The 19,612-nt window shown below is 61.3% G+C and carries 19 protein-coding genes; 7 read left to right on the forward strand and 12 right to left on the reverse strand.

The window, feature by feature from the left end; all coding sequences use genetic code 11:
• Positions 1-30: 30 nt before the first annotated feature.
• Both FBR05_02150 and FBR05_02155 read right to left on the reverse strand, forming a co-directional pair.
• Positions 31-696, reverse strand: a complete 666-nt coding sequence (locus tag FBR05_02150) for a hypothetical protein (GenBank protein MDL1870986.1) — start codon at positions 694-696, stop codon at positions 31-33.
• Between the two features lie 163 nt (positions 697-859).
• Complete coding sequence (locus FBR05_02155; GenBank protein MDL1870987.1) at positions 860-1,240, reverse strand: hypothetical protein; 381 nt, start codon at positions 1,238-1,240, stop codon at positions 860-862.
• Between the two features lie 449 nt (positions 1,241-1,689).
• Between FBR05_02155 and FBR05_02160 the strand changes: the two genes are divergently transcribed.
• Positions 1,690-4,047 (forward strand): DUF11 domain-containing protein, encoded by a 2,358-nt coding sequence (locus FBR05_02160; protein MDL1870988.1) that lies wholly within the window; start codon positions 1,690-1,692, stop codon positions 4,045-4,047.
• A gap of 39 nt (positions 4,048-4,086) precedes the next feature.
• Positions 4,087-4,422: a hypothetical protein gene (locus FBR05_02165; GenBank protein ID MDL1870989.1), complete on the forward strand. Its 336-nt coding sequence runs from the start codon at positions 4,087-4,089 to the stop codon at positions 4,420-4,422.
• 47 nt (positions 4,423-4,469) lie between these two features.
• Here the strand turns inward: FBR05_02165 and FBR05_02170 are convergent, their stop codons facing one another.
• The 3 genes from FBR05_02170 to FBR05_02180 form a co-directional block, all read right to left on the reverse strand.
• The gene (locus FBR05_02170) at positions 4,470-4,883 is read right to left on the reverse strand and encodes a hypothetical protein (protein MDL1870990.1); all 414 of its coding nucleotides are present in this window, start codon (positions 4,881-4,883) and stop codon (positions 4,470-4,472) included.
• A 74-nt stretch (positions 4,884-4,957) separates the two neighbouring features.
• Positions 4,958-5,662, reverse strand: a complete 705-nt coding sequence (locus FBR05_02175) for a hypothetical protein (protein ID MDL1870991.1) — start codon at positions 5,660-5,662, stop codon at positions 4,958-4,960.
• Positions 5,663-5,677: 15 nt separating this feature from the next.
• Positions 5,678-6,712 carry a hypothetical protein gene (locus tag FBR05_02180; protein MDL1870992.1) on the reverse strand — a complete coding sequence of 345 codons (1,035 nt, stop codon included), beginning with the start codon at positions 6,710-6,712 and terminating at the stop codon, positions 5,678-5,680.
• Positions 6,713-6,852: 140 nt separating this feature from the next.
• Here FBR05_02180 and FBR05_02185 point away from each other — a divergent pair, with 140 nt between their 5' ends.
• Together FBR05_02185 and FBR05_02190 are read left to right on the forward strand one after the other, a co-directional pair.
• On the forward strand, positions 6,853-7,485 hold the full coding sequence (locus FBR05_02185) for a sigma-70 family RNA polymerase sigma factor (GenBank protein ID MDL1870993.1): 633 nt from the start codon (positions 6,853-6,855) through the stop codon (positions 7,483-7,485).
• Positions 7,475-7,756 (forward strand): zf-HC2 domain-containing protein, encoded by a 282-nt coding sequence (locus tag FBR05_02190; GenBank protein ID MDL1870994.1) that lies wholly within the window; start codon positions 7,475-7,477, stop codon positions 7,754-7,756. Before FBR05_02185 ends, FBR05_02190 begins: the two co-directional genes overlap by 11 nt.
• Here FBR05_02190 and FBR05_02195 read toward each other — a convergent pair.
• The 6 genes from FBR05_02195 to FBR05_02220 all read right to left on the reverse strand — a co-directional run bounded on the left by FBR05_02195 (position 7,753) and on the right by FBR05_02220 (position 15,223).
• Positions 7,753-8,811: a class I SAM-dependent methyltransferase gene (locus FBR05_02195; protein MDL1870995.1), complete on the reverse strand. Its 1,059-nt coding sequence runs from the start codon at positions 8,809-8,811 to the stop codon at positions 7,753-7,755. The two genes, FBR05_02190 and FBR05_02195, sit on opposite strands and share 4 nt — an antisense overlap.
• Before the next feature lie 13 nt (positions 8,812-8,824).
• Positions 8,825-9,238 carry a hypothetical protein gene (locus FBR05_02200; protein MDL1870996.1) on the reverse strand — a complete coding sequence of 138 codons (414 nt, stop codon included), beginning with the start codon at positions 9,236-9,238 and terminating at the stop codon, positions 8,825-8,827.
• 38 nt (positions 9,239-9,276) lie between these two features.
• Positions 9,277-10,818, reverse strand: coding sequence for a hypothetical protein (locus FBR05_02205; GenBank protein ID MDL1870997.1), 1,542 nt, complete (start codon positions 10,816-10,818; stop codon positions 9,277-9,279).
• A 113-nt stretch (positions 10,819-10,931) separates the two neighbouring features.
• Positions 10,932-12,746 carry a hypothetical protein gene (locus FBR05_02210; GenBank protein MDL1870998.1) on the reverse strand — a complete coding sequence of 605 codons (1,815 nt, stop codon included), beginning with the start codon at positions 12,744-12,746 and terminating at the stop codon, positions 10,932-10,934.
• 163 nt (positions 12,747-12,909) lie between these two features.
• On the reverse strand, positions 12,910-13,167 hold the full coding sequence (locus FBR05_02215) for a GlsB/YeaQ/YmgE family stress response membrane protein (protein ID MDL1870999.1): 258 nt from the start codon (positions 13,165-13,167) through the stop codon (positions 12,910-12,912).
• 100 nt (positions 13,168-13,267) lie between these two features.
• Positions 13,268-15,223, reverse strand: coding sequence for a hypothetical protein (locus FBR05_02220; protein ID MDL1871000.1), 1,956 nt, complete (start codon positions 15,221-15,223; stop codon positions 13,268-13,270).
• 492 nt (positions 15,224-15,715) lie between these two features.
• Here FBR05_02220 and FBR05_02225 point away from each other — a divergent pair, with 492 nt between their 5' ends.
• Entirely contained in the window at positions 15,716-16,891 is a 1,176-nt protein-coding gene (locus tag FBR05_02225) for a cyclopropane fatty acyl phospholipid synthase (GenBank protein ID MDL1871001.1), read from the forward strand.
• Positions 16,892-16,942: 51 nt separating this feature from the next.
• Positions 16,943-17,338, forward strand: coding sequence for a hypothetical protein (locus FBR05_02230; protein ID MDL1871002.1), 396 nt, complete (start codon positions 16,943-16,945; stop codon positions 17,336-17,338).
• Here the strand turns inward: FBR05_02230 and FBR05_02235 are convergent.
• On the reverse strand, positions 17,335-19,038 hold the full coding sequence (locus FBR05_02235; protein MDL1871003.1) for a hypothetical protein: 1,704 nt from the start codon (positions 19,036-19,038) through the stop codon (positions 17,335-17,337). The genes FBR05_02230 and FBR05_02235 overlap by 4 nt on opposite strands.
• A 130-nt stretch (positions 19,039-19,168) precedes the next feature.
• Here FBR05_02235 and FBR05_02240 point away from each other — a divergent pair, with 130 nt between their 5' ends.
• The gene (locus tag FBR05_02240; GenBank protein ID MDL1871004.1) at positions 19,169-19,555 is read left to right on the forward strand and encodes a VOC family protein; all 387 of its coding nucleotides are present in this window, start codon (positions 19,169-19,171) and stop codon (positions 19,553-19,555) included.
• Positions 19,556-19,612: the final 57 nt, after the last annotated feature.

The raw sequence follows: 19,612 nt of genomic DNA on the forward strand, positions 1-19,612 counted from the left end.
GAGAAAATGTTGTGTTGGGCGGGAGGTCGCTCAGCGACGGTAGGTGAGGCGAAATGCCGTCTCCCCCATGATGCCGTAGGTCTGGCCGGCGAGCATCCGAACGGAGGCCTCGAAGGAAAGGTCGAGCGGTCCGATCGACACTTCCGCGACCCGAAGCTGGGTCGAGCCGGTGATGAAGGCCGGCCACTTTTCCGCGACCGTCGATTGGCTGTCCTGGGTGACGTGGGTGTGGATGAAAAGCCCGCCCACCCCCAGGCCATACTGGGGCTGGACGAGGCGCAGGTGCTTGGAGCGGTACACCGGCTCGAAAAGCGGGAAGCGCCACTCGGCCATTAAAAAATGGCTTCGCGAGTCGCGGGTCGCGCTGAAACGGATCAATCCCGCCAGCGGATTGTCGCCCAAGGGCAGGTCGCTTTCGTCGAAGTGGTCGTCGGACCTGCCGTAATAATACATGAGAGCCAATTCGCCGAAGCGTCGCAGCTTGGGACGACCTTGGGCGTTCTTCGAGGTCTCTCGGAAATCGATGGAAAGCTCGCCCCCGTAAAGCTTGGTGCCGCTTTGCGGGTAGGGGGAGCTGAATTTCAGGAATTTTCCATCGGTGATGAAGCCGGTGCTGCGCCTCGGCGCGACCGAGAAATGGAGCTTGATTTCGGTGGGGCTGCCCATGGAAAGGGGGAGTTCCAAGATGCGTGCCAAGCCCAAAGTTCACGCTCCCACGAAAAGTCCCCGAAATGACTTGCCTTCCTCGACTCGACTTCGCTCGCCCCTGGGAGCCACCGCCCTCAAAATACGCCGCGCCGAGCGAAAAGCTGACTGAATAGACGGGAGTCCCCGTCGTTGCATCCGATTTTACTTTTCGTTACTTCCTTTTCGGAGACAAGGTCTCCGTCCCCAGCGATCCCGGGTTTTTTGCGACGTACCACGTGCCCTTCAAGGAGCCGTCGGGTTGCAGCTGGTAGGTCACCGTGCCGACGTTTTCTTTTGAGGTGCCCCATTCCACTTGGAAGGTATTCCCCTTCAGCTTGCCGACGCCCTGATAAACCGTGCCGACCTCCCAGTGCACGCGGTAGGCATCGCCTGTTTTTACGACCGTGGCGATGCCTTGATAAGCGCCTTTCCCGCCCGGATTGGTGCCCTGCACCCAATAGGTTCCGCTGATGTCGCGCTCGGTTTGCGCCCGGACCAAGGGACTCACCGAAACCGTCATCACCACCAACAGCAAATAAAGAATTTTTCTCATGAGCACCTCCTGCCCGCATACATACCGCCGCGACGGAACGGAGGCAAAATATTTCGGCTCTCCGCAGATTTCGAACTATGTTAGGAAGGAGGGCGAGGTCTCCGCCCTATGGCATCTCCTTCATTCATTGACTCTTCCCCGTCGATCGTGGCCTTCGTTGCCATTGGAAAGGGAGAGGCTTTCTTCCTCGCCGCGGCTCTCTGGATTTCGCCGTTCAAGATTTGGAACTCGCCGTTGCCCGAGCCCAAGTCGCGGGGGGTCGCTTGGAAGGGAGCATTCGGTCGCAGCCTTGGGGCCGCATCGCCAACCTGGCAGACCCCTTCGGCAACGGTTTTTGTTTTCTGGAATTCAGGGGCCGAGGCTACGACGAGCTCCCCGGCGTGATCTCCTCGTCTTGAGACTTTTGGGTTCCTTCTTTCCGCTAGGCATTTTCCCCATTCTCTGGTCTCATGGGCTCATCGTCCCTTAGCCCTCATCATTCCAAAGCGGGAGGTTCCGTGAAACTTCAAGCGAAAATTTCTATATTTGCCCTGTCTTTCCTTCTCCTCTCATCCTCGGCCTTGGCGGTCACGATCCAAGTCGGCACGACGGCCGACGCCGACGACGGTGCCAATTGCAGTCTGCGAGACGCCATCTCCTCCCTAAACAACGGAGCCTTGCAAGGGGGCTGCGCCAACAGCAGCGGAGACGGTTTTGGTGTCAACGATACAGTGGTCCTCCCCGCGGGCAATTACACCTTGACCGTCTCAGGCAGCCCCAACGACGACAACACCAGCGGCGACTTGGATATCTTGGTCGATATGGCCATCCAGGGGGCCGACCCCAACGATCCCCTCGCCACCACCATCGACGCCGCCGGACTCAGTCCCCGCGATCGGGTCTTTGACGTCGTCGATTCGATGTCGCCCAACACAACGTTTGTCACGTTGGACGCCTTGAATATCGTCAACGGACTTGCCCCCGACAATACCACCACCGCCGATCCTAACGGCGGCGGCATCAGGATAGGGTTCGACAATAGCCTGGAAATCACCAATAGCCGCGTGGCCGACAATGCCGCCGGCAACGGCACTTCTTCCGCCAACTCTTTCACGGCCACTGGAGGTTTTGGCGGCGGTATTTATCAAGCGGGTCCCTCCGCCTTGCAGTCCGTTTCTCTGCGGGTATTTCGCACCCTCATCGAGGGCAACCGAACCGGAAACGCGGTCGTTCCCAACACCACCCCCACGGCCGGGAATAGCGGTGGTTATGGCGGCGGCATTTTCGCGGTCAGCGAATTGACGGTCGAAGAAAGCGTGGTCCGCAATAACGGCACCGGCAACGGGGCCCTAGGCAATACAGCTGGCGGACCGGGAGGCCGTGGCGGCGGCATCGCCTACGATGATTTTAACGGGACCGCCTTGCTCGTCAGCCGCTCCACCGTCAGCGGCAATACCACCGGCAACGGTGGAGACGCGGTCAACACCTCCGGAGGAGCGGGCGGTCACGGCGGAGGCCTATTTGTCTCCGGCGGTTCCGATGTGCAAATCACCCATTCCACGATCAGCGGAAACAACACCGGCAACGGCGGCTTCGCCGGCAGCACCATCGGCGGGACGGGCGGGCTTGGCGGCGGGATATACTTTGAAGTGCGAATTCCGCGAGCCAGCCTCGCCCCGGCCGGGCTCAGCAACATTTTCGCCCTTCTGGAAAACAACACGGTTTCCGGCAATACCACCGGCAACGGAGGCGGTGCCGGAGTCTTCGGCGGCAGCGGCGGCGGTGGCGGCGGAGTCTATGTTTCCGCGGACGAAAGCGATGACGGGTCCGTTCTGCTCAACAATAATACCATTGTGTTAAACCAAACCGGAATCGGCGGCGTGGGGCCCAATTCGGTCGGCCAGGGAGGCGACGGCGGCGGCATCCATGTGCCGAATTTCTTTACGGAGGGGAACGGGCCCCTCTTTTCGGTCAATCTTGCTAACAATATTGTCGCCAATAATCAGGTAGGAACCGACGGAGCGGGCGTCAATTGCGACGGCAACAGCCTTGTCGATGACGGCTTTAATTTGGAAAGCGAGACCGACTGCAATTTCACTAACAACGGTTTGCAAAACACCGACCCAATGTTGGGGCCTCTGGCCGCCAACGGAGGGCCGACCCAAACCCATGCGCTGCTGCTGGGCTCTGCGGCCATGGATGCCGGCAATCCGGGAGCGGCGGGATCCGGTTTTCCCAACTGCGCCTCCGACGACCAGCGGGGTGTGACCCGGCCCCAAGGCATCCGGTGCGATATCGGTGCCTACGAGGCCCAGATCGCGGATCTGGCGGTGCTCAAGACCGTGGCTGCCACTCCGGTGGAGGTCAACGAGACCATCACCTTTACCGTCACAGTCACCAACAACGGCCCCACGGCCGCGGATCTTGTCACCTTGGAAGATACGCTTCCCGCAGGGGTGAATTTTATCTCCGCGGCTCCCGACCAAGGGACTTGTTTGGTTACCGGTCAGACCCTCGCCTGTGATCTGGGCACTGTCGCCGGCGGCGACGCCGTTGTGATCCTTATTGAGGCCAGTAGCGCTACGCCCGGCGATTATGTGAACACGGCGACGGCCGCTTCGACGGCACTGGATCCCGATCCCAGCAACAATACCAGCTCTGTCGCTTTCACGGTCCTTGCCTCGGGGGGCGGCGCCTTGATCGAAGGCGGAGGTTGCCAATTGGGCACAGGAGAGGCGCGTTTCCCCTCGGGGGCCTCGGTCGCTATGCTATTTGCCCTTGCCCTGGTCCTCTGGAGATTCAGGGGGATTCCCGTTGGCCGGAAGTAAAAAAAGGAAAAAAAGGAAGACGGAGCAAATTATAACTTTATGAAATTACATATAAAAAGACTCATCACCACCAGTGCCCTATCTTTCTTCGCATTCACTCCCCTGGCCCTTGCCGCAACGGCAGCCCCCGGCGAGCTGGCGGGTAAATACGGCTTCGACTGGCTTCGTCCCGAAAAGGCCAAGTGCGCCCCCGTCACCGCCAAAACCCTGACCGGGGCCTCCTGCAAGCATCATGGGACGGGAGATACGGGATCCTTTACGGGCAAGGCCGATTTTTATTCCTGCAAGGTCGGCCCGAAGAGCGAGTACCTGATCTACTCCAGCCAGGCCCGCTGTGCCGAAGAGCTGGAGACCATGCAGGCCAACGCGCCTTGATTTACTGCCTTAGGCCGTGGACGTAGATTTCTTTGTCCATGGAGTTTTTAGCGCAGCCCCCTCAGCACCTCCAAGGTCGCGCCCCGAGCCTCGCGAATCCCCGCCAGGATCCGCTCCGTCGGCGCCTCTTCCTCGCCGATCCCGTCGAAATTTCTCTGCCAGGCCTGGAAGAGCCGCTGCGTGCTGCTTGGCATCGGTTCGGGAAGCACCATCGCCAAATCCTGGATCAGCAACACTCGGCCCCACCCGCCGATCGGGTTTCCGGCTTTCGGGTCCTTGTCGTAGTGCGCGTAATGAACGAGAGTCTGCAGCTCGCCCAAATTTTTCAGCACCTCGAAGCAAGCGACGCGGATGTTCCGGTTCCGCTCGCTTTGCTCGTTGCGATAGGCGCCGTAGCTCAAGGCCCCGACGGCGACGACCAGGCTCAGCAGGGCGATCAAGTTTTTGCGCAAGGCTTCCATCGCAATTCCTCCCTTGAAAATTGAAAAAACGGCGGGGTCCTTCGCAAGACCCCGCCGCCTTTTGCGCCCCGTTCTTACAGTTTGGTGAAGGTCAGCGTCCCCACCGGGATCAACTGCCCGTTCTTGACGAAGTGCGGGTCTTTGGCGAGTCGCGTTGCCTGCTTGGGATTAGCATCCATGTCGGGCGCCTTGTAGGTCGCGCCCGTGTCGCCGCCCGAGTCGTAGCCGTAGAGCGTCACCGTCCTGCTCCGCACCCATTGCCCGTTTTCCATGAGGTTGAGATTGCGGACGCCGGCAAACCAGTCGGGGCTCGGGGCGATCATCGCCACTGCCGAGACCTGTGGGTGGCGCTCGTCGATGCGGAAACGGGCGCTCACGCCTTGCGAAAAGTCCCGCAGGGGATCGGTCTCGAAGAGCGCGCCCACGTTTCCGGCCGCGATCGCCGCCTGGATCTCCCGATTGAGAGGGTCGTGCTTGCCTTCCTCGCTCAGACGCTCCAGGCCGGGAGTGGGCGTTTTTCCTTCCGCGAAGATCTCGTATTGGCCGTCGTGCGTGGCGCCGATCAAGCCCGAGAAGTGGGGCCCGGTCAGGACGCCCGCCTCCGGATACTCGAAGGGATGGTTGGACTGGGTCCAGGTGCTGCGCAGCGTCACCTCGTACTCCGCCATCTGCGGATCGGCATTGCCGACGGTGACGCCTCCCGCGCTTTGGCAGGCGGCCAGGCCGATGAGGCCGATCAGGGCGATGGGTTTCAGGATTTGGGTGATGATGGGAAACATGGTTCCTCCTTTAGGTTAGCGTTGAAAAAACAAGACTCCGCCTTCTTGGGTCGCCACCGCGACGCGATCGGAGCCGATCGCGACGCCCGTGGGCCTGGATCCCTCCGGGAGCGAAAGGCGGCGCATCCGCCGCGGCGTGCCGTCCTCGCCCAGTTCGAAAAGCACCAGGAGCTCGCGGGGAAAGGAGCCGACGGCCGCGACGAGGTCTTCCGCAACGTCGACGTTCACCGGATGGACGCCGAGGTCCAGGCGGCGCTGCAGATTCGGGCGCGACAGGTCGGAGAGGTCGACGACGGCCAGCGTATCCCCTTGCGCGAGCAGGAGCGATTTGCCGGCCCAGGCCCCTTCGATAGGGAAATTCGCCGGCTTGCTGCCGCCTTCGGTGAATCCGGCCTCGGGTAGGGGCAGGGTGCCGGCGAGCCGCGGTTCGGTTCCGCGGAGATCGAGCGTGGTCAATCCGAATTCCGGCCCGGTGAAATGCGTCGAGACGGCGGCCGCGCGCCCATCCGGACGCAGGAGCACGTCGGGCTGGCCGCGGCCCAAGTCCGTCGCCGTGAATTCCGTCGAGAGGTTTCCTTGCGGGTCATAGTGGCGCAGCGTCAGGCGCGAGGTGCCGCCGGAGACGATCACCCGTCCGGCCGCGGCCGAGACTCCCGAAAAGGGGCCGACCTCGACCGGTACCGGGCCCGCGACCTGGCGTGGTTTCTTCGGATCGCCAAGCGAATAAACCGTGAGCGCGCCGGGGATTCGGGCGTCCAATGCGAACAGCAGGCCGCCCGAGACGTCGAGATCGTCGACGCTGCCACCCGCCTCCGCCGGAGACAGCGTTCCGACGAGTCGTCCCGATTCGAGCTCATAGATGCCGATTCCTCTCTCGGCCAGAGCGACGTAGGCATAATCGTTCCGAACCACGATGTTGCAGGCCTGCCCGGGAGCGGTCACCGGATAGCCCAAGGCCCGGTAGCCCAAGACGAGCCAATCGCTGAAGACGAGGGCGGCGAGCAGGGCGGCGACGAAGACGGATTTCCAAAGCAGGTTGCGGCGTTTCATGTTCTCTCCCGTGAAGGCGGTTGACGCGTTTGGGCTTAGGATGTGGCGCGCGCGGAAAAGTAACGGCGGGAGAGAAATAACCGATAAACCCAATCATATTGCTGGGCTAATCCGAAGGGCGGAGTATAATCGAAGGCGGCATGGCCGAGCCGGGAAAAATATTTGCGGGCTCCGGTAATCTTTCTCCTGACTCCGCATCCAAAGCCGAAGAAGACTTCGTCCTGGGCTTGGTTCGCCGCGAAGAATCGGCCTTTCGCGCCTTGATCGCCGATTATTCCCAAAAGCTCTACGGGGTCGCGTATCGCTTCCTGCGGCACGAGGAGGAAGCGCGCGAGGTCTTACAGGAGGTGTTTCGCAAGGTGCTCGAGAAGATCGACACGTTCAAGGGCGAGGCCAAGTTCTCCACCTGGATTTACCGCGTGACGGTCAACGAGGCCCTGATGCGGATCCGCTCCAAGCGCGGCGAGGCGACGGTTTCGTGGGAAGAGGTGCTGCCCCGCTATGAGGACGGCGTTGCCGTCGATCCCAATCGCGATTGGCACCGGCTGCCGGAGGCGGCGCTTTTAGAAAGCGAGGCGCGCGCCTATCTCAAAGAGTGCATCGGCCTCCTGCCCGAAGATTACCGGGCGCCTTATGTCCTTAAAGACGTCGAGGAACTTTCCGAGAACGAAGTTTGCGCGATTCTCGGCCTAGACAAAGGCGTGATGAAGGTGCGGGTACACCGGGCGCGGATGTTTTTGCGCAAGAAGCTTGAGGAGAAGTATGTCGATTAAGAGCAAGCTCAGCCGTTGGATCGATCGGGCCCTGCGCATGCCCACCTGCGAGGAGATCGAGGCCCTCGCCTACGATTTCCTCGAGAAGAACCTGGACGCCAAGACCGAAAAGCGGATGCTGAGGCATTTCCGCTTGTGCCCGCCCTGCATGCGCTTCATCGAGGCCTACCGCCGCACCCGAGAGGCCGGCCGCGGGCTGCCGGCCCCGAAGCTGGACCCCGCCTTCCAGGAGCACCTGATGAAGCTGTTCCGGAAAGACGAAAATCCCTAGCGCTTCCTCATCACGAAAAAGGAATTTTGAAAGTCGTGCGCCAGGTTGTGCACCTGCACGTCGCTGAATCCGGCGGCGGCCAGCATCTCGCGGGCCTTCTCCTCGCCCCAGACCGCGCCGAGGCCCGCGCCGCCCTGGGCCAGCGAGACGGTCATGCAGTGCAGGCAGGAGACCGTGTAGAGGAAGGGCGCGCTGGGGTGGTCGAGATTGTTCTCGAGGCGGCTGGAGGCGCGGATGTCCTGCATCAGGAAGATCCCGCCGGGCCGCAGGGCGGAATGGATGGCGCTCAAGACCCGGTCGGGGGCCTTTTGGTCGTGAATCGCGTCGAGCGCGGTGATGAAATCGTAGTTGGGCCCTTCGCGCCATTCGGTGAGGTCCTTGGCGGCGAAACACAGGTTTTTCAATCCTCGTTGTGCGGCTTCCTCGCGCGCCCTTGAGACGGCGGTCTCGGAGAGGTCGTAGCCCGTGAAGCGGCTCTTGGGAAAAAGCTCGGCCAGGCGCAGCAGGGCGCGGCCGCGGCCGCAGCCGACGTCCAGCGCGTCGATGCCGTCGCGCAGGCGGGCGGCCAGCTCGGGCACCAGGGGCAGGACATGATCTTCGATGGCGCTCACGACAGTCTGCTCGCTGTCCTCGGCCATCACGTCGTGGAAGCGGGCGAAGGCGTCGTAGGGGACGCCGCCGCCCTTGTCGAAGCAGTCGAGGATGCGGTCTTCCACCGAGCCCATCATCGGGATGTATTGAAAGAAGGGGGCCATGTTGTTGGGCGCCGCCTTGCGGATTAGGGCCGCGGCGTGTTCCGGAGGAAGGCGGTAGCGCCGGGAGGCGGGGTCGTACTCGACGATGCGGCCGACCGTCATCGCGCCGAGCCATTCGCGGACGTAGCGTTCGTTCTTTTCGGCGCGACGGGCGATCTCCTCGCTGGTCGCCCAATCCATTTCGGCCATGACGTCGAAGAGCCTCGCGCGGTGGCCCACTGAGAGCATCAGGGCAAGCGAGGCGGAATTGAGGATGTCCAGCAAGCGATCCGGGAAAGGAAGAGTTATCGTCTGAGTCATGGGGTCAAACCTCTCATTTTCTCTCAAAAGACAAACTATACAACATGCAGCCCCAATACTCCCAAGGCCCTAGCTCGGCTATCATAGTCTCAAGGTCCCAAGTCAGTTCCGGCCAGTCAGGATGTCTGCCTTCGGAAACTCGTTTCGGTTTACCGAGGGCGGCCGACAATTTTTTGTGGACCTCATGATAAAATCCAGCCTGATCACTAGTAAGCGTAACTTTTTTGAGTTTTCCTTCAACGAAATGAACTCTACAGGAAGATTCTATGCCGGAGAGAAATTTACAATTAAAGAGATGTTCAAATATCAACCCAGGGGGTCCTTTTACCAAACCTAGCTGAGTACAGAAATCAGTTTGACTCATTTCTAAATTCAAAAGCAGTTTGGGATTATCAATTGGAATACCGTCTCGAAAAATAGAGGTCATAAGGTATTTCCTATTTCGAAAATCGAACTTCCGTCTTCCTACGGGCAGCTCAGATCCGGGACCGCCGGGTATTTCAGCACCAGGTCGCCCTTCGTCAGGTAGTTTTCCGTATGATAGATGCCGAAATATCCGTTGCCGACGTTGGTCTCGCCGGAGCAGCCCGGCAGGCAGCCTCCGGCGGGGCAGGCGTCGACGTAATCGAAGAAAAACAAGGGAATGTTATTTTGGCAGGCCAGCGACACCATCTCGGGGAAGAAGCTCTCGGCCACGGCGAGGTGATTGGCCTCGTCGGAACCCCCGGGACAACCGGTGTTATAGCCGGTCTCGCCGATGAAGACGTGGTCCGCCCCGCAGGGCGTAACCGCCACCTCTTGAAAGATCGACAGCACCTGGTCGGCGCAGGCCTTCGCCGCTTGCGCCGGGGTGTTCCCCGATTCGAAGGGCCAAGTCGGCGGGACGCTCGCAACGTTGTTGCAGTAGGGATGCGAGGCGATGCCGTCGATGTTCGGTAAGGGCGCCCCGTTCGTACAGAGGTCCTTTTCCAGTCCCGCCACCGACGAGACGATCACCGGAATCCCCGTATAGCCCCGCTGGTTGAGTCCGTTGCGCAAGGTCGTCGCGGCGGCCTGAACCTGCGCGGGCGTCAGCGTCGCGCCGTTGACCGGCGAGGATAATATTTCGTTGCCCAGCTGCACTCCGACCACGGTTCCATCGTCGAAAAACGGCTTCAAGGCGGGAATGTAGGTCCCCGCCGTGCAGAAGGTCTGCGGCGCCCAAGGCGTCGTCGCGCCGCAGGCCCCGTCGACCAAGCTGGCCACCACGCCGTCCCCGCAAAGCGCCGGAAAACCGGCGAAGGTGCAGTCCGTCTTTCCGTCGTTCGTTTTCGTGAGGGCCAAGACCGAGTCGTTGAAGAGCCCCAACAAGACCTTCAGTCCCTGGGCCTGCGCGGCCTTAAGGATGTAATAGTTGGGCTGGTAGACCGTGATCGTGCCGACCTGAAGATTGCTCTTCAAGGCGGCGAGGTCCTGATCGAAGCAGCTCTGGCAGCGGTCGGGACAGCCGCTCAAATTCTGGAAGGGATCCCCCGGCGGCGGGGCGGGACAGGTGAAGGAAAGCTGCGGCGAGCAGGCCACCGGCGTGTTGGTCGTCCAATTGTCGTCGCTGCAGCGGGCCTCGGGATCGTAGTCCATCGCGATGCCCTGAAAGGGCAGCGGGACCAAGGCCTGGATCTCGACGGTGTCGGCCTGGGAGGCCTCCTGGACCGGGTTGCCGTCGTCGACGACGAGACGGGCCCGATAAAGGCCCGGCACGTCGGGAGTGAAGCTGCTGCGGAATTCCTTAGGCGCAGCGTGGCTGGCCTGGCTCGCCGTGGGCATCGTCTCGAATTCCCAGAGCGGCGCCAAGGCGTCGCCCTCCGGATCGCTCGACCCGCTCCCGTCGAGTTGAACCGTCTCGCCCACGAAGACCACCTGATCTTCTCCGGCATCGGCGATCGGCGCTTGATTGCCGCCGTTGCTGCAGGCGACCGTACACCAAAAGAGGAAGAGCGCAAGGGAGAGGCTGCGAACCTGTGGGGACATGGGCGGCTCCTTTATGGGTGATTTAGGGGCGGCCCGGATTGTTCCGTAATCGCGCGGCAAAGTAAATTGGAAAGACGACGACGCAAAGACTCTGAGAGGGGCCTAGGACCTGCTTACCGCCGGCCCCGGCCGCCGCCTCCGCCATGGAAGGACGGGGATCGCGATCTACCGGAGCCTCCTCCGAATGAGCCGCCGAAAGAGCTGCGCTCCCGGAAGCCCGAAGGAGAGCCTCCGCCCCAGGAGGAGCGGCTGCGTCCCGAGCCGAAGGAGGAACTGTTGTCGGAGTCGCGAAAGCCGTAGGATCCGCCGCCGCGTTCCGGGGCGCGATTCGCCGGCGGCGCGAAGCCGGAGCGATTCGAGACGCCGGACGAACCAGGAGACGCTTTGTCGGCGGGTAGATTGTCGCGGCTCCGGGCGTTGACGTTGGGACGGCCGCGGGGATTTTCCCGAGCTTCGCCCGGCTGGAAACCGCTCGGATCGGAGCCGCCGCGGTCGATCTTGGGGCGCCCGCCGCGGCGATTCGCCTCGGTGGAACTGCCTTGGCCCGGCGCCGCGCCGTCTTGGAAGCGGCCCCGATAGCGGCCCGAAGCGGGCGTCGCGTCGTCTCCGCCAGGCTTGCCTCGCGGCGCGCCTTTCACGAAGTCGGGTTTACCCTTGCCGTCGCGGTCCGGCTTGTCCCGCCAGTAAGGTTGGTAGCCGGCCGAGGTGGGCGTGTAACGGCGGCGTTGCACTTCCTGTCGCTCTCCGTAATCGCGCCAGCGCTGCGCGCTGCCCGAGTCGCCGCGATACAGGGTGATCGGCGCGCGGTACCCGTAGCGGTTGTACCAGCCGTTCACGCCCCGATAGAAGCCGTTGTAATAGTAGGGATTCCCGCGCCAGCGGTAATAGTAATTGCCATAACAGCTCGACAGATATGGATAGCGGTAGAAGTGGCGCGGGTAGCCGTAGAACCAAGACGTGTAATAGTAGGAGGGGAATCCCCACACATAGAAGCCGCTGTCCCAGCCCCAGAAGCCCGTCCAATACCAGAGCGGATAAGGCCGCCAAACCGGCACGCTGTACCAATAGGGATAGCCGAACCAGTAGGGGTAGGGATTGATATTGATGTTCACCACCGTCTGGCTCGAGGACGTTTGCGGCGGAGGATAATAATCGTCGTAGTCGTCGTAACCGTTCTCCTTGGCGAAGGCCTTGGCGGACTTTTTCAGGTCCTCGCGGGCCTTGGGGTCATTCGCGAGCGTCTGGCGATAGTCGCTCAGCGCCTCTTCTTGCTGCCGCGCGACTTGGGTGCTGAACTCGTCGAGCTTGACCTTCGCTTGAGTGGGATTGGCGCGGTAGGCGTCTCCCATGGCCAAGGTCAGATCGCGGTCGTCGGAGAGGGCGCGGAGGATCTCGGGGTGGCCCAAGAGCTTGCGGTAGGCCTGGCGGCTCGACTCCGGGATATCTTGCAGGGAGTTTTCGAGATCGCGGTCGGATTGGAGGTTGAGATTGCGGATGTCGCGGAGCAGGGCGTATTCCTTAGTGCCCAATTCTTTGGCCGCGTCTTGTATGCCCTTGGGGAGTTGGCGGGTCATTGCCTTGATTTGGTCTTTCGACTTGGGACCGCCTTCCACCAAATCTTCGACGAGGTTCGGGTAGCGCACGAGGTCGTAGATCTTTTCTTGGGTCTTGCGGGGGTAGGGGGCGATCAGTCGCTGGAACTGCTCGCTGGAGCGCTTTTGCTGGCGGTCCATTTCCCAAAGGACGTTCGGGTAGGCGGCGGCCTCCAAGGCGGCCTGGCGCAGCTCGTCCGAGCTAGTCGCCAAGGTCTCGACGGACTGGGACTGGCTTTGCAGCTCTTGGTTGAGGCGCTCGAGGGGGGTGGTGGCTTGGGCGGGGAGGGCTAACAGCCCCGTCGCGAACATCACCAAAAAATACAATAATTTCATAAAGATTCCTTCGGAATGCCCTGGCATTCGCGGGATAACATCCGAGCCCTTCGGAAAAATGCGTGATAAATTAATGACTTGGCCGGTGGGGCCGGATGTTAAATCTATTTTAGGAGAAATCTTTGGGCGAGGAAATGGCGGCGGTGGGATTTGCTCCGTCTTCCTATCTCCGCCCGCGCAGTAGCCGGTAGCCCAGCAACAGGACCATGGCTCCGCCCACCGCGACGAGGAAGCTGCGCAGGTCGAAGTTGGTGACCCCGCCGCCTATCCCCAGGGTGGAGGCGATGAAGCCGCCGATCACCGCGCCGGCCACGCCCAGCAGGATGGTCATGATGCAGCCGCCGGGGTCGTCGCCCGGCATCAGGAATTTGGCGATGGCGCCGGCGATCAGGCCGAAGACGATCCAGGAGAGAATGCCCATAACAAAACCTCCGCGTCGAGATCGCTTACCCTTCGATGGAAAGGATCGCCGATTTTCCCCGGACGAAGAAAGGAAAAAAAACTCTTGGCTCGAGTGCAGCTTATTCTTCGTCGGCTTTGGCTAAGACGGGCAGGATCGAGGTCGGCCGCTGCGTCCCGAGGAAGTCGAGGCGTTCCTCGGCCCGGGTCACGGCGACGTAGAGCAGGTTGCACTCCTCCTCGTTGTCGGGATGGTAGTTTTCCTCGGAGGGCTCGACGATGAGGACGTTGCGAAACTCCAGGCCCTTCACCTGCTGGACGTTGGTGATCGTGACGCCCGGCGAGAAATCGAATTGCTCGCGGTGTCCCAGGCGCACCGCCGGGTAGCCGATCTTGCGCAGCTCCTCGGTCAGGGCCGCCGCCTGCTTGGGCCAGCGGCAGATGACGGCCGACAGCGCCTTCTTGCTGTCCTGCTGTCGGGCGGCGATCCAGTGGCCGATGCGGTGGGCGAGCAGGGTGGGGTTCTCGACGCGGCGGAAGGAGGGAATGGGGCCGCGCCGGCCGCTGGCGGCGTTCTCCTTCGAGCCGAACTTTTCGCCGCGCAGGTGTTCGGCGATCTCCATGACCTCGACGGTGGAACGGAACGAAACGGTCAACGAGATCGGCATCGTGTCGGTGAAGCCGGCCTCCTTCAGCAATTGGTTCCAGCCGCCGAAATCGCGGCCGCCGACGATCTTCTGCGCGACGTCGCCGACGATCGTGACGGTGCGGTCGCGGTCGAGGGCGTTGAGCAGTCCGCGGATCTCGACGCTGCCGAAGTCCTGCGCCTCGTCGATCACGATGTGGTCGCAGACGCCCAGGCTCTTCGCGGATTTCGCCGGATAGTAGCCGTGCTCGGCGTATACCAGGTGCAGCAGGATGGCGTCGTCTTGCGCGTCACAGACGCGCTTGGCGACCTGTTCCTTGAGCTGGGATTGCACCAAGCTCCACTTCCGCCAGATCATGTCCTGACGGCTCAGCCAGTCGTAGAAGTCGAAGAGATCGTCGACGAAGCTGCGCTCGGGGCGGTGCGGGTGCTGCGAGACGTATTGCATCAGCATGTCGAGGCACTGTCCGGAGGATTTCAACAGCTCGAGGTCGCGGCCCTTTTCGAAGGAGCCGCTTGGGCGCGGGCCGACCAAGTCGTTGGCCAGGGCGCCGCACCACTGCGAATAGGTGCGGATGGGCACGTTGGGGATCTTCAGTTCGGGCATCGTCGTCTCGACGTAGGCCTTCAGGGAGCGGTTGAACATGACTACGAGGCATCGCTCCGGGCGCGCGTCGCTGTTGTCCTCGTGGAGCAGCCAGGCCAGGCGGTGCAGGGCCACCGTGGTTTTTCCGCTGCCGGCGATGCCCTGGATGACCATGGGCTTCTGCGGGTTTTGCGTGATGAGACGGAATTGCTCCGCGGTGATCAGCGAGAGGATCGGCGGAAGGTGGCCGTCGTGCTCCTCGCCGCGCGAGAGTGCGGGATGCAGGGATTGCACCTTCCAGCCTTCGTCGGTGCGGACGATGACGCCTTCCTTGGTTTCGATGCGTTGGAGATGGTTTTCGAGGCCCTGGTAGGAGCGTCGCAGCTGGATGACGCCCTCGTGCTCTTGGCCCTGGATGGTCTCGCAGAATTCTTCCCCCTCGCGGTAGTCGTAATAGAGCTTGCTGATCGGCGCCTTCCGCCAGTCGACGATGCGTTGCTCGGGAAAGCTGGCCGTCCCCAGTTTGAATTCGATGCGTCGGTCGCCCTCGAGGGTGACGACGCGGGCGAAGTAGGGCTGCTCGGCCAAGGCCTCGAGGTCGGAGGACTTGTTTTTGCGCAGCTTGGCCAGGCCGTGGGCCACGGCCTCGTCGCTGGCCAGGGCGGCCTTATCCTCGTCGCGGCGCGTGGCGACGATCTGGCTGGTCAGGTCGCGGGCGGTGCGGCGGTCGGCCTCGAAGTCGCTGCGCGTCTGGCGCATCTCGCTTAGGATTGAGCTGTGGACTTTCTGCCAAAGCTCTTCTTCGCTTTTGCCCAGCTCCTGGGCCTCGGTTTCGTTCAAGGACATGACGGAATCTCGGGGAGGTGAAAAGGGACGCCCCTTTCACCAAATCTGCTAAGCACTTGTCAAGAGTGGGGTTTTTTGAAGGGGCTGGGTCGGAGTCTTTTGCTCCGTCTTACTTTTCCCCGTCTTACTTTTCTTACCTTCTCCCGCCATCTCCAAATTTTATAAATTCTGGCCTAATAATTTAAAATTTGAATTTAATTTTTATATTTCATACAGATAAAATTAAAAATAAAATTCCTGTTAAACTAAATAATTTTAATAATTTCATTTAGTTATTTGAATTCACCAAAACTGGCACAAAGCCTGCAATCTAGTATTGGCGTGCGTCGAAAGACGCCGCCGAGGAAAGAAAAACTCCTCGGAAAAAAACAAAATTTATAAAGTGTGCCCCCGGGTCGGAGCGGATAGAGAAATCTTCTGCTCCGATCTTTTTTTATTCGCCCATCCCCATTCGCGCTATACTCGCCTTGGTCCCGGATTTTGGGGGTGCCTATGAAGGCCGCTTCAAATTTTGCGCCCTGGCTCGGCGAAATCGCCGGCCGTCCCGGTCTCGGCCGCGCCGTGGGCGGGAAGGCCTCCGTCGCCCGACTTCTGGCCAAGGCGGGCATCCGGATCAACGGCCGCCGGCCCTGGGACATCCAAGTTCACAACGAAAAATTCTACGACCGCCTCCTGGCCGACGGCTCCCTCGGTGTCGGCGAATCTTACGTCGAGGGTTGGTGGGACGCCGAGCGCGTCGACGAGGTCGCCTGCCGCGTCTTTCGCGCGAAGGTCGACCGCGAGATGCCTTCTTGGGCGCTGGTGTTGGATACCCTGCGCGCCAAGATCTTCAACCTGCAACGCAAGTCCCGGGCCTTCTTCAACGCGGGCAGCCACTACGACATCGGGAACGACCTCTACGAGGCCATGCTGGACCGCCGCATGGTCTACTCCTGCGGCTACTGGAAAGGCGCCGCCGACTTGGAGGAGGCCCAAGAGCAGAAGCTGGAGCTGTGCTGCAAGAAACTCGGGCTCAAGCCCGGCATGAGGGTGCTGGACATCGGCTGCGGCTGGGGCGCCTTCGCGAAGTATGCCGCCCAGCGACACGGAGCGCGCGTCGTCGGAATCACGGTTTCGAAAAATCAATACGCCTACGCCCGCAAGCACAACGAGGCGCCCGGCGTGGCGTATCGCCTGCAGGATTACCGCGACCTGAAGAGCGAACGATTCGACCGCGTCGTCTCGATCGGGATGTTCGAGCACGTCGGCTACAAGAATTACCGGCATTACATGGAGATCGTCGCCGAGCGCTGCCTTGCCGACGACGGCCTGTTTTTGCTGCACACCATCGGAGGCAATGTTTCCACCACGCACATCGATCCTTGGATCGACCGCTACATCTTTCCCAACGCCATGCTGCCCTCGATCGCCCAGATCGGCGCCGCCATCGAGGGGCTGTTCGTGATGGAGGACTGGCACAATATCGGTCCCGATTACGACAAGACGCTCATGGCCTGGTTCGCGAATTTCCACCGTCACTGGGATAAATTGCAGGCCAAATATTCGAAGAAGTTCTACCGGATGTGGAAGTTCTACCTGCTGGCCTGCGCCGGGGCCTTCCGCGCGCGGGAGATGCAAGTCTGGCAGATACTGCTGTCCAAGGGCGCCGCGGCGGCGCGAGTGAGATAAGGCCCTCGATTGGCGCTTGGAGGTCGGGGGGTAATCGAGTAATTTCGAATCATGAGCCTACCTCGACTCCGATCTTCGTTAATCTTTCTCTTTATACTCGTCACCTGCATCGCTTGGGGCCTTCCCCGCGCGGCTTCCGCCGCGAGCGACTTAGAGGCCCAGGCCGAGCTTCGGCTTAGGACCCATCTCAAAAAACAACTGCCGCCGCGCGGCCTCTCCTTGGACTGCGTAGACCTGTTCCTCGAGGCATCGACTCCAAAGTATTATGAGTATGCCGTCCGCGAGCGGCACGGCGGAAAATGCGGCGGCGACCCCGAGGTCGCTCCGATCGTCGATCGCTTTCGCGTTCCGAAGCGCGGGGGGAAGATTTTAAAATACGACCCTGTTGAGGACCGCTGGCTCGTTACCGCCGGAGCAAGGGCCCATTCTAGTCCGCCTCAAGTTTAAAAAAAATCGGCGCTGCCGAATTCCCTGGCCTTGCGGAGGACCCGCGCCACCTCCTCGGCGGGCAGACCCAGCTGCAGCAGGCAGTAACGCGCCATCTCGAATCCCCCCTCCAGCTCCTCCGAGATCACCACGTCGGCGCCGGCCGCGTAGAGCTTATCCACCTCGTTGCGGAATTTCGCCCGGGTGACGATGGGGATCTCCGGGTTGATCTTCCGGGCCTGGCGGATGATGGCTCCGGCGTTGAGAAAGTCGGGGACCGTGATCGCGAGCAGCTTGGCCCTCTCGAGGCCCGCCTCGAAGAGCAGTTCCTCCGAGGCGCCGTCGCCGAAAAAGGCGGGGCGGTTTTTTCGTTTCACCTTCTCAATCGTGTCGGGGTTCAGTTCGAGCACCACGAAGGGAATATTGTGCGCGTGCAGGACGCCGCCGAAGGTCTGCCCCAACGGGCCGAAACCGCAGATGACGACGTGGCCCTTCAGCTCGCGGGATTTTTCAACCAAGGCCGATTCGTCTCCGCCTTGCAGGCGGCGCAAAGGGCCCAGGCGCGAGGCCAGGGCCGCGATCCGCGGGGCCCATTTTATCATCAAAGGGGTGAGCATCATGGCCAAGATGGCGGTGGCGATGATTATTTGAAAGAAGGAGTGACCGATCAATCCCAGCTTCTCGCCGTTGGAGGCCACCAAGAAGGAAAATTCCCCGATCTGCCCCAGGTAAATGCCCGTCGTGAGCGACACGCGCAGGGGAAGGCGGGCCGTCATCAAGACTCCTGTGGTCACGAGGGTCTTCAGCAGGGGCAGGAGCACCACCAGCCCCAGCAGCAGCCGGAAGTTTTCCCGCAGGACTTCGAAGTCGAGCAACATCCCGATGGATACGAAGAACAGACTCAAGAAGCAGAAGCGAAAGGGCTGGATTTCCGCCAGGGCTTGGAGGCGGAAGGGCGTGCTGCCCAGGACCAAGCCCGCCAAAAAGGCGCCGAGGGCGAAGCTGAAGCCCAGGCGGCTGGTAATCCAGGAGAGTCCCAGGGCCAGGGCGATCACCGCGATGACGAAGATCTCCCGGCTGCGGGTTCGCGCGACGTGGAGGAAGAAGGGCTGGGCCAGGTATTTCGCGAAGAGGTAAACGGCGAGGACGAGGCCGCCCGCCTCCAATCCCTCGCGGCCCATTTCCATCCACAGCGGGACCTCGCCTTTGCGTTCCAACCAGGGGATGAGGACCAAGAGGGGGATGAAGGCCAGGTCCTGCAGGATCAGGATGGCCGTCGAGACCCTGCCCGGGATGGATTCCAGGGAGCGTTGGCCGGCCAGTGATGAGAGGACGACTGCCGTGCTGGAGAGGGAGAGGATGAAGCCGAACAGCAGGCTCTTGGCGTGGCCCCAACCTAGGAGGACTCCGATGCCCCAGCCCGCGAGGATGGTCACGAGGATCTGCAAAATGCCGCCTTGGATGCTGGCCCGCTTCATCTTGAGGAAGACGTCGAAGGAGAATTCCATCCCGATGAAGAAGAGTAGGAGGGTGATGCCCAGTTCCGCCAGGATCTGGACCTGCTCGCGGTCTTGAATCCAGGCCAATCCTTCGGGACCGATCAGGGCCCCGGTGACCAGGAAGCCCAGGGTGACCGGTAATCGAACCTTCAAGAAGAGAAAGGCGACCGGAAGCGAGCAAAGAAAGATGATCAGGATGTCTTGAAAAACCAAGGTTCCCATGGGCTTGGGGAATTATAAGGCAGCTGTGGTCCGGAGGCTCCGAAAATCGAACGCCCCCGTCCGAAAATCGTACCTCCGTCTTCCTTTCGCTGCTAAAATTTGGCCCGCACGCCATTGGAAGGAGGCACATATGCATGACATGTTCTTGAAACCGGGAGCCATCAGCTGGACCGAACTCAGCACCACCGACGTCGAGGCGGCAAAGAAGTTCTACGGCGCCTTGTTCGGGTGGACCTTTCAGGAGTTTCCAATGCCCGACACGGTCTATCACGTCGTCAAGACCGCCGATCGGGAGATCGGGGGCATCATGAAGACCCCGAAGGAGGCTGCCAGCATGCCGCCGTTTTGGATGACCTACGTCACCGTGGAAAACGTCGACCAAACGGTCAAAAATGCGAAGGAGACCGGCGGCAAGTCCCTGCTGGATCCCATGGACATCCCCGAAGTGGGTCGCCTGGCCGTCCTGCAAGACCCGCAAGGCGCGGTCTTCGCGGTGATCAGCTACCTCAAGAAATAGTCCGGAGTGCGCTTGCCGACGCTGGCTCGATGCTGCCTTCTCACTTTATTCTGCCTG

Source organism: Deltaproteobacteria bacterium PRO3, from assembly GCA_030263375.1.
Classification (GTDB): domain Bacteria; phylum UBA10199; class UBA10199; order DSSB01; family DSSB01; genus DSSB01.

What these genes read in the sequence shown, in the direction of transcription:
- FBR05_02155 (MDL1870987.1), bottom strand. Translation starts at nt 1,240, where the DNA reads ATGAGAAAAATTCTTTATTTGCTGTTGGTGGTGATGACGGTTTCGGTG.
- FBR05_02160 (MDL1870988.1), top strand. Translation starts at nt 1,690, where the DNA reads ATGGGCTCATCGTCCCTTAGCCCTCATCATTCCAAAGCGGGAGGTTCC.
- FBR05_02165 (MDL1870989.1), top strand. Translation starts at nt 4,087, where the DNA reads ATGAAATTACATATAAAAAGACTCATCACCACCAGTGCCCTATCTTTC.
- FBR05_02170 (MDL1870990.1), bottom strand. Translation starts at nt 4,883, where the DNA reads ATGGAAGCCTTGCGCAAAAACTTGATCGCCCTGCTGAGCCTGGTCGTC.
- FBR05_02175 (MDL1870991.1), bottom strand. Translation starts at nt 5,662, where the DNA reads ATGTTTCCCATCATCACCCAAATCCTGAAACCCATCGCCCTGATCGGC.
- FBR05_02180 (MDL1870992.1), bottom strand. Translation starts at nt 6,712, where the DNA reads ATGAAACGCCGCAACCTGCTTTGGAAATCCGTCTTCGTCGCCGCCCTG.
- FBR05_02185 (MDL1870993.1), top strand. Translation starts at nt 6,853, where the DNA reads ATGGCCGAGCCGGGAAAAATATTTGCGGGCTCCGGTAATCTTTCTCCT.
- FBR05_02190 (MDL1870994.1), top strand. Translation starts at nt 7,475, where the DNA reads ATGTCGATTAAGAGCAAGCTCAGCCGTTGGATCGATCGGGCCCTGCGC.
- FBR05_02195 (MDL1870995.1), bottom strand. Translation starts at nt 8,811, where the DNA reads ATGACTCAGACGATAACTCTTCCTTTCCCGGATCGCTTGCTGGACATC.
- FBR05_02200 (MDL1870996.1), bottom strand. Translation starts at nt 9,238, where the DNA reads ATGACCTCTATTTTTCGAGACGGTATTCCAATTGATAATCCCAAACTG.
- FBR05_02205 (MDL1870997.1), bottom strand. Translation starts at nt 10,818, where the DNA reads ATGTCCCCACAGGTTCGCAGCCTCTCCCTTGCGCTCTTCCTCTTTTGG.
- FBR05_02210 (MDL1870998.1), bottom strand. Translation starts at nt 12,746, where the DNA reads ATGAAATTATTGTATTTTTTGGTGATGTTCGCGACGGGGCTGTTAGCC.
- FBR05_02215 (MDL1870999.1), bottom strand. Translation starts at nt 13,167, where the DNA reads ATGGGCATTCTCTCCTGGATCGTCTTCGGCCTGATCGCCGGCGCCATC.
- FBR05_02220 (MDL1871000.1), bottom strand. Translation starts at nt 15,223, where the DNA reads ATGTCCTTGAACGAAACCGAGGCCCAGGAGCTGGGCAAAAGCGAAGAA.
- FBR05_02225 (MDL1871001.1), top strand. Translation starts at nt 15,716, where the DNA reads ATGAAGGCCGCTTCAAATTTTGCGCCCTGGCTCGGCGAAATCGCCGGC.
- FBR05_02230 (MDL1871002.1), top strand. Translation starts at nt 16,943, where the DNA reads ATGAGCCTACCTCGACTCCGATCTTCGTTAATCTTTCTCTTTATACTC.
- FBR05_02235 (MDL1871003.1), bottom strand. Translation starts at nt 19,038, where the DNA reads ATGGGAACCTTGGTTTTTCAAGACATCCTGATCATCTTTCTTTGCTCG.
- FBR05_02240 (MDL1871004.1), top strand. Translation starts at nt 19,169, where the DNA reads ATGCATGACATGTTCTTGAAACCGGGAGCCATCAGCTGGACCGAACTC.